The sequence below is a fragment of the Mycobacterium sp. NGS19 genome (assembly GCF_059813155.1).
In genome coordinates this window covers 140,995-155,528 of the sequence record NZ_JCALEB010000004.1, presented here as the reverse complement: position 1 = coordinate 155,528, position 14,534 = coordinate 140,995, and the positions used below count along the sequence as shown (strand labels likewise).

General features: G+C 63.7%; 15 protein-coding genes. 5 read left to right on the top strand and 10 right to left on the bottom strand.

Annotated elements, in window-relative coordinates; translation table 11 throughout:
- Nucleotides 1-30 precede the first annotated feature (30 nt).
- The 9 genes from AC5Y4N_RS13900 to AC5Y4N_RS13860 are packed head-to-tail and all read right to left on the bottom strand — an operon-like array spanning nt 31 to nt 7,740.
- Complete coding sequence (locus AC5Y4N_RS13900) at nt 31-876, bottom strand: TauD/TfdA dioxygenase family protein (RefSeq protein WP_499909017.1); 846 nt, start codon at nt 874-876, stop codon at nt 31-33.
- Between the two features lie 19 nt (nt 877-895).
- Nucleotides 896-1,279, bottom strand: a complete 384-nt coding sequence (locus AC5Y4N_RS13895; protein ID WP_499909019.1) for a hypothetical protein — start codon at nt 1,277-1,279, stop codon at nt 896-898.
- Nucleotides 1,234-2,505, bottom strand: coding sequence for an aromatic ring-hydroxylating oxygenase subunit alpha (locus AC5Y4N_RS13890; protein WP_499909021.1), 1,272 nt, complete (start codon nt 2,503-2,505; stop codon nt 1,234-1,236). Before AC5Y4N_RS13890 ends, AC5Y4N_RS13895 begins: the two co-directional genes overlap by 46 nt.
- 30 nt (nt 2,506-2,535) lie before the next feature.
- Nucleotides 2,536-3,279, bottom strand: coding sequence for an SDR family NAD(P)-dependent oxidoreductase (locus tag AC5Y4N_RS13885; RefSeq protein ID WP_499909023.1), 744 nt, complete (start codon nt 3,277-3,279; stop codon nt 2,536-2,538).
- A gap of 30 nt (nt 3,280-3,309) precedes the next feature.
- Complete coding sequence (locus AC5Y4N_RS13880) at nt 3,310-4,335, bottom strand: 2Fe-2S iron-sulfur cluster-binding protein (RefSeq protein ID WP_499909025.1); 1,026 nt, start codon at nt 4,333-4,335, stop codon at nt 3,310-3,312.
- A gap of 45 nt (nt 4,336-4,380) precedes the next feature.
- A complete protein-coding gene (locus AC5Y4N_RS13875; protein WP_499909027.1) occupies nt 4,381-4,836 on the bottom strand; it encodes a MarR family winged helix-turn-helix transcriptional regulator in 456 nt (151 codons plus the stop codon).
- A 20-nt stretch (nt 4,837-4,856) separates the two neighbouring features.
- Complete coding sequence (locus AC5Y4N_RS13870; RefSeq protein ID WP_499909029.1) at nt 4,857-6,119, bottom strand: metal-dependent hydrolase family protein; 1,263 nt, start codon at nt 6,117-6,119, stop codon at nt 4,857-4,859.
- A gap of 11 nt (nt 6,120-6,130) precedes the next feature.
- Complete coding sequence (locus AC5Y4N_RS13865; RefSeq protein WP_499909031.1) at nt 6,131-6,469, bottom strand: hypothetical protein; 339 nt, start codon at nt 6,467-6,469, stop codon at nt 6,131-6,133.
- A gap of 5 nt (nt 6,470-6,474) precedes the next feature.
- Nucleotides 6,475-7,740: an aromatic ring-hydroxylating oxygenase subunit alpha gene (locus tag AC5Y4N_RS13860; protein WP_499909033.1), complete on the bottom strand. Its 1,266-nt coding sequence runs from the start codon at nt 7,738-7,740 to the stop codon at nt 6,475-6,477.
- A 178-nt stretch (nt 7,741-7,918) separates the two neighbouring features.
- Between AC5Y4N_RS13860 and AC5Y4N_RS13855 the strand changes: the two genes are divergently transcribed.
- Together AC5Y4N_RS13855 and AC5Y4N_RS13850 are read left to right on the top strand one after the other, a co-directional pair.
- Nucleotides 7,919-8,761 carry an emopamil-binding protein gene (locus tag AC5Y4N_RS13855; RefSeq protein WP_499909035.1) on the top strand — a complete coding sequence of 281 codons (843 nt, stop codon included), beginning with the start codon at nt 7,919-7,921 and terminating at the stop codon, nt 8,759-8,761.
- A 143-nt stretch (nt 8,762-8,904) separates the two neighbouring features.
- Entirely contained in the window at nt 8,905-10,071 is a 1,167-nt protein-coding gene (locus tag AC5Y4N_RS13850; protein WP_499909037.1) for a spirocyclase AveC family protein, read from the top strand.
- Nucleotides 10,072-10,075: 4 nt separating this feature from the next.
- On the opposite strand, the gene AC5Y4N_RS13845 is transcribed toward AC5Y4N_RS13850, so the two are convergent.
- Nucleotides 10,076-10,678 carry a TetR/AcrR family transcriptional regulator gene (locus AC5Y4N_RS13845; RefSeq protein ID WP_499909039.1) on the bottom strand — a complete coding sequence of 201 codons (603 nt, stop codon included), beginning with the start codon at nt 10,676-10,678 and terminating at the stop codon, nt 10,076-10,078.
- 130 nt (nt 10,679-10,808) lie between these two features.
- Between AC5Y4N_RS13845 and AC5Y4N_RS13840 the strand changes: the two genes are divergently transcribed.
- Genes AC5Y4N_RS13840 through AC5Y4N_RS13830 form a run of 3 tightly spaced genes read left to right on the top strand, consistent with a single transcriptional unit; the run spans nt 10,809 to nt 14,494 of the window.
- Nucleotides 10,809-11,972: a spirocyclase AveC family protein gene (locus AC5Y4N_RS13840; RefSeq protein WP_499909041.1), complete on the top strand. Its 1,164-nt coding sequence runs from the start codon at nt 10,809-10,811 to the stop codon at nt 11,970-11,972.
- Complete coding sequence (locus tag AC5Y4N_RS13835; protein ID WP_499909043.1) at nt 11,973-12,791, top strand: CbbQ/NirQ/NorQ/GpvN family protein; 819 nt, start codon at nt 11,973-11,975, stop codon at nt 12,789-12,791.
- Complete coding sequence (locus AC5Y4N_RS13830) at nt 12,788-14,494, top strand: nitric oxide reductase activation protein NorD (protein ID WP_499909045.1); 1,707 nt, start codon at nt 12,788-12,790, stop codon at nt 14,492-14,494. Before AC5Y4N_RS13835 ends, AC5Y4N_RS13830 begins: the two co-directional genes overlap by 4 nt.
- Nucleotides 14,495-14,534: the final 40 nt, after the last annotated feature.

Sequence of the window (14,534 nt, the reverse complement as noted above, 5' to 3'; positions counted from 1 at the left end):
AGACCACTGCCTCGCTTCGACGCCGCATCATCACTGAATCGGCTCGTCACCCAGCACCGTGGTGCGCAGCATCTCCCGGGGTGAGTTCGGGTCATAGGGCGCGGCCCGGTGCAGCACGCCGCGGTTGTCCCAGATCACGGTGTCGCCCACGGACCAGCGGTGGCTGTATACCTTCTCTGCGCGGGTGGCTCGATCCAGCAGGTCGGCCAGCAGCGCCCGGCCCTCGTCCAGATCCATCCCGACGATGTAGTCGGCGGAGGCGCCGAGCACCAGCGATTTGCGTCCGCTGCGGTGGGTCCACACCAGCGGGTGCTCGTGAGTTGGGCGGGCCCGCCAGCGCGCGAGCTCTTCGGGGGTCGGGTTGGGGTTGACGCGGCGCTGCGACGCCTCCAGGGAATGCACCACCCGAAGCGACGCGAAGCGGTCTTTCTCGTCGTCGCTCAGTTCCTCGTAGGCGCCGTAGGAGCTGGCGAACTCGGTTTCTCCGCCGCGCTCGGCCACTTGGACCGCCGACAACACCGTCGCTTTCTGCGGTGGTTCGCCGTTGGTCGGCGTACAGCCGTCGATGTGCCAGTCGAACGTCGCGCGCAGGTAGGCCGCCGACGAGTTTTTCGACTTGTCCAGCGTCACCGGGTAGATGCCCGCGATCCGATGGTGGCCGTCGGAGGAATGATCGACCTCGCCGAGGCGTCGGCAGAATTCGACCTGCGTCTGCGGGTCGAGGTGCAGACCCGGAAACACCAGCACGCCGTTGTCTTCCAGGGCGTCGAGCACGGCTTGGCCGATGCCGTCGTTGGTGGCCAGGGCCTCCCGGTCCACCCCGGATACCTGCGCCCCGACCGAGGCGGTGAGCTTGGTGATTGTCAGCAGACTCATGATCAATGCGTCCTGTCCGTCACGGCACCGGCGCGCTGATCCGGTGAAGCTCCGCGTCGGCGGAGTCGGCGGGTTTCTGGGTACCGAAGATCTCGACCGCCATCGACACCATGATCATCGAATAGACGAGGTGCAAGAGGTTCAGCGCGTCCTCGGGGATGTCGTCGAGAGGGAATTTGTCGCAGTAGTCGATGGCCTCCTCGAAGCGGGGCGAGAACGCGTCGTAGAACTCTCGGATCTCGGGCATCGGGGTAGCCAGGCGCATCGCCCAGCGTTCGGGTTCTGTTGCCAGGCACCACTTTTCGGCGAACGGCTCGAATTCGGCGAACGCGCTTGGCAATTTCGATTCGGCCACGGTCACACCCCCACCGGAGCGCGTTCGTTCTTGTACTCCTCGACCCATTTGACCGCCTCGTGGTGAAGATGACGGACGAGGATCTCCTGATCGCTCAGCGGATAGTCGTCGACTATCGGTTCTCCCAAGCCGTACTCCAGGGCCGCCTGCGTCCCGCCCAGCATGCCCGCGTCCTGCAACGCGAATTCCTTGAGCACCACTGAGGCCACCTCGTGTTCGATGCGCTCACGGACGGTGCGTGCCGGATGAAATGCGTTGTAGGCCTCGAACTTATGGGTGTTGTGCGACGTCGGCCAGTACCGGTACAGCAGGTACCAGCCGTGGTAGATGAGGATTTCCAGGTTGGGGAAGATCTGGAAATTGGTGATGCCCCACGGCTCGATACCGCCCGGGTTCAGGCCGGCCGACTGGTGCGTCTCCGGTGTCCGCCACGGCCCCACCAGCCCGCTGCGCGTGATCCGTTCGACCGGATACATGTACTCCGGTGCCAGCAGCCACCGCCGGGTGCCTGCCGTGGACACCAGCCGGTGCGGCCCGTCGATCTGGAAGTGCCCGCACTCGAACGTCTGGTTGGGCTGACGCACCGCGCTCGGCACCTGCTGGCTGTGCAGCGACGGCACGTGGTAGTACTCCTGGAACGCGTCGGCGAAGATCTTCCAGTTGCTGTTGTTGTGCGCTTCGAATTCGTAACGCTCCGTCATCAGGTGGAACGGATAGTCGTCGAGCGCTGTGATCATGGGGCCCAAGTACTCCCGCAGGCTCCACCGCGGTTCGGGGTCGAAGTTGACGAAGATGAAGCCGTTCCACACATCGCAGTGCACCGGCTTCAACCCGTACTGTGACGGGTCCAGGTCGAAGAACTCCCCCTGCTGCTGCACGAACTTCAGTTGCCCCGTGAGGTCATAGCGCCACCCGTGGTACTTGCAGGTGAACTGGCGGCAGGTGCCTTTGACTTCCTCGTGGGGAAAGTCGTTCCAGACCAACTTGTTTCCGCGGTGCCGGCAGATGTTGTAGAAAGCACGGATCTGTTCATCCTTGCCCTTGACCACGATCACCGATGTTCTGGCAGCATCAATCTCTTTGGTGAAGTAGCTGCCCACCCGCGGCACATCCTCGACCCGGCCGACGTTCAGCCATGCCCGCTTGAACACCGCCTCGCGCTCGAGTTCGTAGAACTCGGGCGAGATCGAGTCGCGAAACGAGATAGGTCCGGTGCCCAGTTCCGGATAGTGTTCGGTCCAGCTGCCCTCGGCCGGCTTAGGCCACTTACCCATGCGAACCTCCTTGTGCTGCTTGAAATCTCATCACATCACCGAACCACCGTTGACGCCCAGAGTCTGGCCGGTGATGAAGCCGGCCGCCTCCGAACACAGAAAGCCCACCGCCGCCGCGATGTCTTGTCCCGTCCCCAGATGCCCCACGGGGATACTTGCCGCCATCTGCTCGCTCGGCGGCAGGTGGCCGGCGGCTTGCGACTGGTGTTGCATGGGCGTCTCGATGCCCGACGGCGGAATATTGTTGACCGTGATGCCGACCGGTCCGTATTCGCGCGCCAGGGAACGAGTCAAAGACAGCAACGCCCCTTTGGACGCGGCATAGTGGGCCATGCCCGGTGAACCGCGCTGGGCGCTCGACGACGAAATCATCACGATCCGGCCCCATTTCGCCTCGAGCATGTCCCGCACCGCCAGCTGACAACAGTGAAATGTGCCGGTGAGGTTCACGTCGATCAGCCGCTGCCACGCCTCGAGTGTGATGTCGGTGAACGGTGCGAAATCGACTGCGCCGGCGCTGGTCACCAGAATGTGTACTGGCCCCAATTCGCTTCGGACCTTGGCGAACGCTTCCTCCACGGCGGCGCGGTCGCTGACGTCGGCTGCGACGCCCAGCGCCGTGACGCCCTCCGCCCGCAGTTCTTCGGCCACCCGCTGTGCTGCGTCGCCGTCGAGGTCGAGCACCGCGACCTTGTTCCCGAGCCTGCCGAGCTCGTGACACGTCGCTTCGCCCATGCCCGACGCGCCGCCGGTCACCACCGCTACTCGGTTCATCGAATCCGCCTCATTTTCAACCCTTCTCGGCTACTCGTAGACCACGTGGACTGTCCGGCTGGTCGGCAGCGATTGGCACGTCAGCACCCAGCCCTCGGCCACCTCGTCGTCATCCAGTGCGTCGTTGTTGAGCATCCTGGCGCTGCCATCGACGATTCGCGCCATACACGTTCCGCACGAACCGGTTTCACATGACGACGGTGCGCGCAGGCCGGCGGTTCGTGCGGTCTGCAGCAGCGTATTGCCCGACCGGTACGGCACCGTGGTCTTGCGGCGATCCAGTTCGATGACCACCTCTTCGGTCTCTGCCGCGGCGCTGTCGAGGACATCGGCAGGCACCGGCGCCACCTCGAAACGCTCCAGGTGCACCCGCTCGCGCGGCACGCCTGCGGTCAGGACTGTGTGTTCCACGGTGTCCATGAACGCAGCGGGACCGCAGATGTAGTAGTCAGCCGCGCCGGCCCCGGCGACGAAGGTTTCAATGTCCGACGGTGTCACGACGCCGGAGTCTTCGTCGAAGTGATGGACCACGGTCAACCGTTCGGCATAGCTGTCGGCCAGCCGGGCCAGCGCGTCGGCGAAGATCACCGACTCACGGCTGCGGTTGGCGTAGAACAAGCGGATTCGCCGAGACGATTCGGCCAACGCCGTTCGCACGAGCGACATGATCGGGGTGATGCCGCTGCCGCCGGCGAACGCCACGATGTCGTCGGAGGTTTCCCGCAGCACGAACCGTCCCTCCGGCGGTGCGGCGTGGATTTCTTTGCCTTCGGACGCGGTGTCGTTGAGCCAGTTGGAGACGAGCCCGCCGGGATCGCGTTTGATGGTGATTTGCAGATCGTCCTCGACGGGCGCGGAAGACATCGAGTAGCAGCGACGCAGCTCTTGACCGTCGACGTTGACGCGAAGCGTCAGGAACTGGCCGGCCTGATACCGGAATCTCGAGGAGCAATGCTCCGGAACGTCGAGCACGAGAGACACCGCGTCGGGTGTCTCGCGCACCACGCGCTTGATGCGCAGCGGCGCGAACCCGTCGACTTCCGTATCCCCGCTCATCGTCGTCGACGATATCAAGTACTTGTCATAGTTATCAAGTACTTACTATTGGGGGTCGATGTGGTCTACGTGCAACTTGTGGCCGGTGCCCTCTTCGATCACGCGGCCGAGCAGCTCGCGCAGCGTCTTCTGCTCGGCGCTGTTGAGCACCCCGAACACCTTCTGGTGGGCATCGATCGCGTCGTTGACCACAGCCTCGGCAACCTCGCGACCCCGATCGGTCAGGAAGGCCTGAAGTATCCGGCCGTGTTGCGGGTCTTGCTTGCGCTCCACCAATCCGCGCCGCTCGAGTTCTTTCAAGGCCAGCTGCACACCCTGCGGGCTGATGAGCAGACGCCGGGCCAACTCGGCACCCGACAGCCCGGGTTCGGCGGCCAGCTGGCGCAGCATGCCGATCTGCGCGGTGCTCACACCGTGGTCGCTCACCGAATCGTTCACGGTGGTCAATGCGAAGTACCACGCCTGCTTGAGCAGCCACAGGATGTTGTCGGTCTGTTCCATATGCGCTCCCTCGCTAGACGCTATCGCTTGAAGATCTGGCCGTTCTTCATCACGAACTGCACATCGAGCGTGGTGGAGATGTCGCGTGACGGGTCACCCGGCACGGCGATGAGATCTGCCAAGTAGCCGGGCGCGATGCGACCGAGTTCGTCGTCGGCGTCGATGAGCTCGGCGCTGGTGACGGTCGCCGCGCGCACGGCCTGCATCGGCGTCATGCCCCGAGAAACCAAGGCGCACAGTTCTTTTGCGTTCTGGCCGTGCGGAATTGCCGGCGCATCCGTGCCACAGGCGATCCGCACACCGGCGGCTATCGCCTTCGGCAGCATCGATTGCGCGCGGGGGAACACCTCTTCGGCCTTCTTGCGCAACTCCGGGGCGATCCGGTCGACGGCCATCGCCTCCGTGAGGTAAGTGGTCGACACCAGAAACGTGCCGGTGTCGGCCATCATCTTGATGGTGTCGTCGGAAGCCAAGAACCCGTGCTCGATGCAGTCGATACCAGCGCGGATGCACGCCCGAATCGAGCTGTCCCCCACGGCATGCGCCGCGACCCGGACCCCGGCCCGGTGCGCTTCGTCGGCGATCGCGGCGAACTCTTCGTCCGAATATTGTTGCGCGCCTGGCGCGGTGCTGTGCGACATGACGCCGCCCGATGCGGAGACCTTGATCAACTTGGCGCCGTGCCGTATTTGGTATCGCACACAGGCGCGCACATCGTCGACCCCGTTGGCGATCCCCTCTGCCACCGACAGCGGCATGATGCCGGGGGCAAGGCGTTGGAACACCGTCGGGTCGAGGTGCCCTCCGTAGGGCGTCACCGCATGGCCGGCCGGATAGATTCGCGGGCCGATGTGCCAGCCCTGGTCGATCGCGCGCTGCAGCGCGACGTCGAGGAGGTAGCCGCCGGTCTTGACCATCAGCCCCAAGTTGCGGACGGTGGTGAAGCCGGCCTCGAGTGTGGTGCGGGCGTTGACCGCTCCGCGCAGGGTCCGGTACGCGGGATCGTCCTGCACGCCGTGCATGGGGCTGGGCAGGCCCTCCGGTCCGCCGGGGCCGCCGATGAGCAGGTTCAGCTCCATGTCCATCAGACCCGGCAGCAAGGTGACGTCGCCCAGATCGATGTCGTCGGCCGAATTCTGCGGCAGTTCAGCAGGATTCACCGCCGCGATGCGCTCGCCGTCCACCACCACCACGGCCGGTGACCGCACTTCGCCGGCATCCACGTCGGCCCAGCGCGCGGCGCGCAGGACGGTCGGCCCGGTGCTGGATGGTCGCTCGGACATGCCTCGCTCCGTCACGGGACGGGTTCGACGACGCAGTCCAGTGACGTCGCGCCGGAGTCGGGCACCTTCGGTTGCTTCCAGCACTCGACCGGGAACGACACCTGGATCATCGAGTACAGCATGTGCATCAGGTTGAGCACATCCTCGGGCAAGTCGTCCAACGAGAACTTGTCGCAGTAAGCCAGCGCTTCCTCGGCCCGTGCGGTGATCGCGTCATAGAAGGCCTGCATCTCGGTCATCGAACTGGCCAACCGCTTGGCGTAGCGCTCCGGTTCGGTTGGCAGGCACCAGTCGGAATACGGCTCTAGGTCAGCGAATTCGGGCGGCAGCTTTGCGGTCACGGTGTCCATTGACGTCACACCCCTGCCATTCTGCGTTGATAGTCCTCGACCCATGCCGCCGTTTCCTTGTGGAGGTGACGGATTAGTACCTCCTGGTCGCACAGCAGGAAGTCGTCGAGCACGCGCGATTCGATCATCGACTGGGTGGCTTCCAATGTGTTCGCGTCCTGCAGGCCGTATTCCTTGAACGACACCGCGGCCAGTTCCTGAGCGACCCGCTCGCGCGGGGTGCGGGGCTGTGGGAAATACAGGTTGCCCTCGAAGATGTGGCTGTTGTACGACGTCGGCCAGTAGTGGTAGGTCAGATACCAGCCCTGGCCCCAGAACAGGATGACGAAGTTCGGGAACAGCTGGAACGAATCCAGGCCCCACGGATCACATTTCGCGGGGTTGAGGCCAGGCGGCATCTCTCCCAGGTCCGGTTTCTCCCATGGCCCGAACAGTCCGCTGCGACAGATGTCCTCGATCGGCTTGCGCATCTCGTCGCTCATCTCCCACGCCCGCACCCCGGAGGTGCTGACCAGCCGATGCGGACCTTCGATGCGGTAGTGCGGCGCTTCGAACCCCGCCTCGGCTGCGGCCTTGGAGTATGCGGTGGGCGACTGGTTCGCGTGCAGCACAGGCGCGTGGTAGAACTCCTGAAAAGCGTCCATGTAGAGCTTCCAGTTCGCTTTCACCTCTGAGCGATAGCTCCAGCGCGACGTCATCTTGTCGAATGGATAGCCCTCCAGATTGGTGATCATCGGGCCGAGGAAGTCGCGCAACGACTGCTCGGGTTCGTCGGCGAAGTTGACGAAGATGAAGCCCTCCCAGACGTCGCAGTGCACGCCCTTGAGCCCATAGCGGCTCTTGTCGAGGTCGAAGAACTCCTCTTCCTGCTGGACGAAAGTCAGCTTCCCGTCGAGGTCGTACCGCCAGCCGTGGTATTTGCAGGTGAACTGCCGGCAGGTACCGCTGGTCTCCTCGAGCGGCAGGTCGTTCCAGACGAGCTTGTTGCCGCGATGGCGGCAGATGTTGTGGTACGCCTTGATATCACCGGACATGGTGCGGGCCACGACGATCGAGGTGTTGACCACCTTGAGCTCTTTGGTGAAATAGCTGCCCTTGCGCGGAAGCTGTTCGACCCGCCCGACATTGAGCCAAGCCCGCTTGAAGATGGCGCGACGCTCGAGCTCGTAGAACTCCGGGCTGATCGAGTCCTCGTAGGAGACGGGCTCGGTACCCAGCTGCGGGTAGTGCTGGGTCCAGCTTCCCTCCGGCGGCTTGGGGAATCGGGCCATTTGGCTTCTCCTGTCCACGCGGTCAGGCCGGTCATGCCGCACGCGCGCCTCCCGGACTCCGGGTCTTGCCAGTCAGCAAGTCTTTGGTGCTGTTCGGCGTATTCCGGGGGTGGCGTGCAGCGCCGACGGTATATGCTTCCGCCAGCAATCGCAAGTAGTTGATATTAGGGATTGGCCCATGACGACGACCGAAGTGGAACCGAATCTCGCCCGGCCGTGGGCACCCCACCGCCTGCGGATCTATCTCGCCGTCGCGGCGATCACGGGCTTCATGTTCGTCCTGATGACCGTGGGTGTCGGTTTCGGGTTCATCGCGCCGACGTTCACCGCAGACGTCGTGGCCAACCTCCTGTTCGGCGTGCCGGTGATCCTGCTGCCGTTGGCGATCTTGTGGACGGCGCGAGGCGAGCAGCGCTCGCGACTGGAGAAGGCAGCCGAGCTCGTCCTGGTGTACCTGCCCTACACCGCCGGCAGTCAAATCGGCTACGAACTGGTCTTCTTGCTCGGCCATCCGTTCGGCCTGTGGGAGCCGACCGACGACCCGGGCTGGAAGTGGCTGTGGTGGCAGTACGGGCTGACCGACTCCCGCTACACCAGCGGCAACAACTGGATCTTCGGGCTGGAGTTCATGGGTGTGCTCGTCGGTGTGATGCTCTTCGCCGTCTGGACGCGCCTCATCAAACCCGAGTTGCCCACCGAGTCCCGAATCCGTTGTCTGTGGCTGGCTTTCGCGGGGACCGCCATGCTGATCAGCAGCACCGGCGTGTATTACGCCACTGAGGTGCGCTCTGGTTTCGCCCACATCGGCCAAGGCGCGTTCGGGTTCTGGTTCAAGTTCATCGGCGAGAACGTGCCCTTCATGGTGCTGCCTTTCCTGGTCCTCTTCGCGATCTACCTCCAGGTCGACCATTTGACCCGGCGCGCTGGCGCACACCAGGCCGCGGTCAGGGCCAGCGACGTGACCGCGAAGACACAGTTCTCGGCCGGCGGCCGCGTCATGAGGGTCAGCGAATTCGATTGACAGGCAATCCCTTTCGGCGATCGCATCGCTTCCCATGACCAAACACCACGGAAGAAGATTCGAAAAAGTTGGAAGATCCCCATTGGCCGTCGAGATACTCATTGGTACCTTTCTCGTGATACCGCAGGCAGCCGGGAGGCGTCATGAGCGATCTGTCCAGTAAGACCAAGCCCGTCGTCACCGAGTCTCTCGGCGGGGCCGCAGCGCTTGGTACTCAACCGCAGGCCCCGAGTAAGCCGGTCAAGATCTGGGCCTTCTTCGGCGGCGCTCTGCTGATTCTGCAGCTGTACGTGTGGATCCGATGGATCACCGGGCCGTACTTCGTCCAGGTTCCCGCCGGGCCCACCGACCCGCCCACCTTTATGAAGGTCATGCTCACGGTCAACGCGGCGTTCATGGTTGTCGGCTTCCCAGCTGCCATTTGGTGGTTTCTCATCAGACCGTGGCGGCGTGAGCGGCGCATCACGCTCGACGGCATGCTGCTGGTGTCGTGCGGTCTGTTCTTTTTCCAGGACCCATTTCTCAACTACGTCAACACGTGGTGCACCTATAACACCTGGGTGTGGAACCGCGGATCGTGGTCGTCACACGTTCCCGGTTGGGTGTCCCCCGAGTCGCCCGGACATCAGGTCGCAGAACCGCTACCGATCAATGCGCCTGGATACTCGCTGGTTCTGGTGACCCTGATCGTGGGTTGTCTGGTGATGCGCAAGGTCAAACAGCGCTGGCCGAACATCAGCACCTTCCGGTTGGTGCTTGTGACATACGTGTTCTCCTTCTTCTTCGACTTCGTCATGGAGGGTCTGGTCTTGTTGCCGATTGGACTCTTCACGTATCCCGGTGCGATTCGGGAGGTTTCGCTGTTCGCAGGCACCTATCACCAGTGGCCGATCTATGAGGGCCTGATGTGGGGCGGCGTGATGACAGCGCTGTGTTGTCTGCGATTCTTCACCGACGACCGCGGCCGCACGGTGGTCGAACGGGGTCTCGAGCATGTCCGGGGCGGGGCCGTGACGCAGCAGCTCGTCAGGTTTCTCGCGATTTTCGCGGCAGCCAGTGCCGCCTTCTTTTTCTTGTACAACGTTCCTGCGCAGTGGATCGGCCTGCATTCCGACCCGTGGCCGGAAGACCATCTGAAGCGCTCGTACTTCAGCGGCAGCGTATGCGGTGAGGGCAGCGATACTCCGTGTCCGGATCCGGTATTGCCCATGCCCACCAAGCGCTCCGGTTACATCGACGTCAACGGCCACCTCGTCCTTCCGGAGGGCGCAGAGATGCCGAAAGTGGTGCCGTTCGAGCGGGGCCGCTGAGGCCTCAGGGCATCTTGATCGCCGACACGTACATCTCGACCACCGGCCGGTAAAGATCAACGTCGTCTAACTGACTGCCCATCTCGACGGCGTCGGTCGTGGCAATGAGGATATGGGCGAACGTCGCCGGCGGGATCAGCAGCGTGCCGCCGAGCCGGTCGACACCGGCGACGATGTACTTCGCCAGCCCGGCGACCACCTCAGCTCTCTTGTCCGCCAGACGTTTCCGCGCATCGGGATTGCGCAGGAGGTAGAGGTTGAACTCGACTCCCAGCGCCGCATGCACCGCGCCACGGTCACGACTCAGCTGGCGCCACCGGTGAGCGATCTCCTCGAGTTCGTGCGCCCCGATCTGACTTGCGGACGACATGAGCTCGGTGAAGGTGTCGAAGTAGCGCCGCCAGTACCGGTCGCTGGCGGCCAGGAAGAGGTCTTCCTTGGTGGCGAAGTATTTGTAGATCGCACCCTTCGAGTACCCGGCCGCCTTCGCGATGTCATCCAGAGTCGCTGGGATGAAACCTTTTTCAGCGAACACCTCCTCGGCGGCGTCGAGCAGCAGCGAACGCGTGCGCTCGAGGCGTCGCTCCCGGGTCCAGGGCTCGACCATGCGGCAATCTTGCCACAAAAGTTGACCCCTTGGTCATCGAGATACCCGCTGGTATATTTTCAGCGCGTCGGCCACTTCCGATTAGACGTGCAGCCCGTGCGATCGAAACGTGCAGAGGAGACGGTTTGCCATGAGCGACCTGACGCAAAAGCGGCCCGCTGTGACCGAACCGGCACCGGGAGCGAAATCGCTTGGCGCTCAATCACATTCGAACATTGCACCGATTCATATCTGGGCTGCGGTCGGCGGCGCGATCCTGCTCTTCCAGCTCTACGTGTGGATCCGCTGGATCACCGGACCGAACTTCGAGCGGGTCCCGCCGGGCCCGAGCGATCCGCCGATGTACATGAAGGCGATCCTGGTCACCTGGACCGCCGTGATCATCGTCGGACTGCCCGTCGCCATCTGGTGGTTCATCATCCGGCCCTGGCGCCGCGAGCGGCGCATCACGCTCGACGGCATGCTGCTGATCGCTTGCGGCCTCTTGTTCTTCCAGGATCCGCTGCTCAACTACATCAGCACATGGAGCACCTACAACACCTGGATGTGGAACCGCGGCTCATGGGTGCAAGACATCCCGGGCTGGATCTCGTTCGGCGAACCGGGCCGCATGATGGCCGAACCGTTCTTGATGAATGCGCCCGGCTACTCGTTCGTCCTGCTGTGCACGATGCTCGGCTGCTGGGTGATGCGCAAAGCCAAGTCGCGCTGGCCCAACATCAACACCCTCGGCTTGATCGGCGTGGTGATCGTCTGGACGTTCTTCTTCGATTTCGTCATCGAAGGCTTGTTCCTCATGCCGATGGGGCTGTTCACCTATCCCGGCGCCATTCGCGCCCTGTCGGTCAACGCCGGAACGTACTACCAGTGGCCGATTTACGAAGGACTCATGTGGGGTGGTGTCCAAGCGGGTCTTTGTTGTCTGCGCTACTTCACCGACGACCGCGGCCGCACCTTCGTCGAACGCGGGCTGGACAAGGTCCGCGGCGGGTTCGCCAGGCAACAGCTGACGCGCTTCCTCGCGATCTTCGCGGCCTGCAGTGCTTTCTTCTTCGTCCTCTACAACCTTCCCGCACAGTGGTTCGCGCTGCATCAGGATCCGTGGCCCGACGACATCTTGAAGCGCTCGTACTTCTTGATGGGCGTCTGCGGTGACGGCACCGACCGAGCCTGTCCTGACCCGTCGTTACCGGTCCCCCTGCAGAATTCCGGGTACATCAATCCCCAAGGCAAGCTGGTGATGCCCGAAGGCGTCACGCCTCCCAAAGTCGTCCCCGTCGAAAAAGGTAGATGAGTGTTGAACAATACGTCGGCCGTTGTCAGGCCAGTAACCGACGCACCGTTCTACCGAGCGGTCGGCGACGAGGTGGAGGTATTTCGGGCGGCGGCGCGACGGGGGTTGCCCGTGCTGTTGAAAGGTCCGACCGGATGCGGAAAGACGCGCTTCGTCGAAGCAATGGCCCATGAACTCGGCCGTGAACTGATCACCGTGGCCGGCCACGAGGACATGACATCGGCCGACCTCGTGGGCCGCTTCCTGCTCAAAGGAGGGGAAACCGTCTGGGTGGACGGCCCGTTGACCCGTGCGGTTCGAGAGGGCGCCATCTGTTATCTCGACGAGATCGTGGAAGCTCGCCAGGACACCACCGTCGTGATCCATCCGCTTGCCGATCACCGTCGTGAGCTTCCGGTCGACCGCTTGGGCACGACGTTGACTGCTGCGCCGGGATTTCAGCTCGTGATCTCGTACAACCCCGGCTATCAGAGCGTGTTGAAGAACATCAAGGAGTCGACGAGGCAGCGGTTCGTCGCCATCGAACTCGACTTCCCGTCAGCGGACGTGGAAACGGACGTGGTTGCCCACGAGGCCGGGATCGACGTGGACACCGCGGCTGCTCTGGTGAAAGTCGGTCAAGCGATTCGCAACCTCGACGGCTCACCGCTGCGGGAAGTGTCCTCCACTCGCATGCTGATTCTGGCCGGCGGCCTGGTTGCCGAGGGGCTCAGCCTGCGCAGCGCTGTGCGCGCCGCCATCGTCCGAGTCCTCTCCGATGACCCTGATGTGGTCCGCGCGCTCGGCGAGCTCGTCGACGCAATCCTGCCCCGTTCGTGACGAATCCCAATTCCCCAGACCTTCAACGCTTTCGGCTCCTCGCGACGTTCATCGCCGGCCGGGCCGTCGATGTCGCCGCGGCAACACCGGGCCAGCTGGCTTACACCAACAGTCAGGTCATCTTCGTCTCAGCCGACGCGTCGGTCGGCGAGCAGCGTCGCGAAATCGTCGTGCAGAGCGCACTTCTGGGTGCGGGGAGCCTGGAGCGGCGCCTTATGAAGGGACTGCGCGGGCGGCCTTCGGTGGCACGCCGCTATCTGGCGCTCGAGGGACGACGCGTGCTGGCGGACTTGGCGCAGCATCTGGCGATCGCCGCCGAGATCCTGCCCGACGCGCCACCGAGCACCGCGACCGCCGACGAGTCGCTCCAAGTCGCCAGAAGCCATGCGCGCGTTGCAGATCCGCCGAGCTGGTTCGGCGTCATCAAGCCTTCTCAACTGTCGACATCGCCGGCGGCTGCGGGCACGAAGGCAACGGACAAGGACCTGCACATGCAGTTCGATCTCAGCGATCTGCCCGAGGCTGAGGACGACGACGAGGAAGTCGAAGACGAGTCCGGCCAAAGCAAGATCCTCAAGCTCTTCGAGAATCCGGTATTCAGAAATCAAGCGGTGTCGGACTTCTTGCGTAAGATGCTGGGCAGCTCGCGGTCCCCCGGCAACGACGCGGCGGGCGGTGAATTGCAGGTCCGCGCGATGCGCCGGGCACAGGAAGCCGGGGTCAATGCACGCCCGTTACCCACCCGGATCCAGTTCACCGACGACGCCAAGCCTGGTGCTGCGGTTGGTGTCGGGGGCGCCCTGTTCCCGGAATGGGATGTCTTCAACAACCGATATCGAGCCGACTGGTGCCGCGTTGTCGACTTCCCACTGACGGTCGACGCCGACGTCTCCGCCGCCGGTGTGGCGAAAGACGACGTGTTACGGCGGCGGCTATCTCGAGTTGGCTTGGGTCCCAAGGTGCTTCGCGGCCGCGCTGACGGCGACGACCTCGACATCGAAGCGCTCATCGACCTGTTCGTCGACCTTCGCTGCGGCTACTCGCCGCCCGAGCATGTGTACCTGGAGCGCCGCAAGCTCGCGCGCAATCTCGGTGTGCTCATCTTGATCGACTCCTCCGGATCAGCCACCGACAGTGATTCCGAGGGCCTCACCGTCCACGATCACCAGCGGCGGGCGGCGGCGACGCTGGCCGTGACCCTCGAGGAACTCGGCGACCGCGTTGCGGTGTATGCCTTCCGCTCGCAGGGCCGCCACGCCGTCCACCTACCTGCCATCAAACCGTTCGAACAGCGGTTCAGCGCTGTCGGGCGAGCCCGGCTCAACCAGCTCCAACCGACGGGCTACACGCGTCTGGGCGCGGCCATCCGTGGTGCCGGTGAGATCCTCAAGACTCAAGCCGGTACACCGAACCGGCTGCTGCTGGTGCTTTCCGACGGATTTCCTTACGACGACGGATACGAAGGCCGATACGCCGAAGCCGACGCCCATAAGGCTCTGGAAGAACTGCGCGCGGACGGCGTTGCGTGCCTTTGCCTTTCGATCGGGGCCGCCGCCGATACCGACTCACTCGAGCGGGTCTTCGGTTCGGCCAGCCATGCGAGCGCCCCGACCCTCGCGGATCTAAGCCCTCGGATGGACGAGTTGTTCCTGTCGTCGCTGCGCGAACTGGCCGCGCCCAGCGCGACGAAGGTGCGTTCCTAGTTTTACTCTGGTCAGCTCTTCCGCAAGCTGTTTTCTCCTG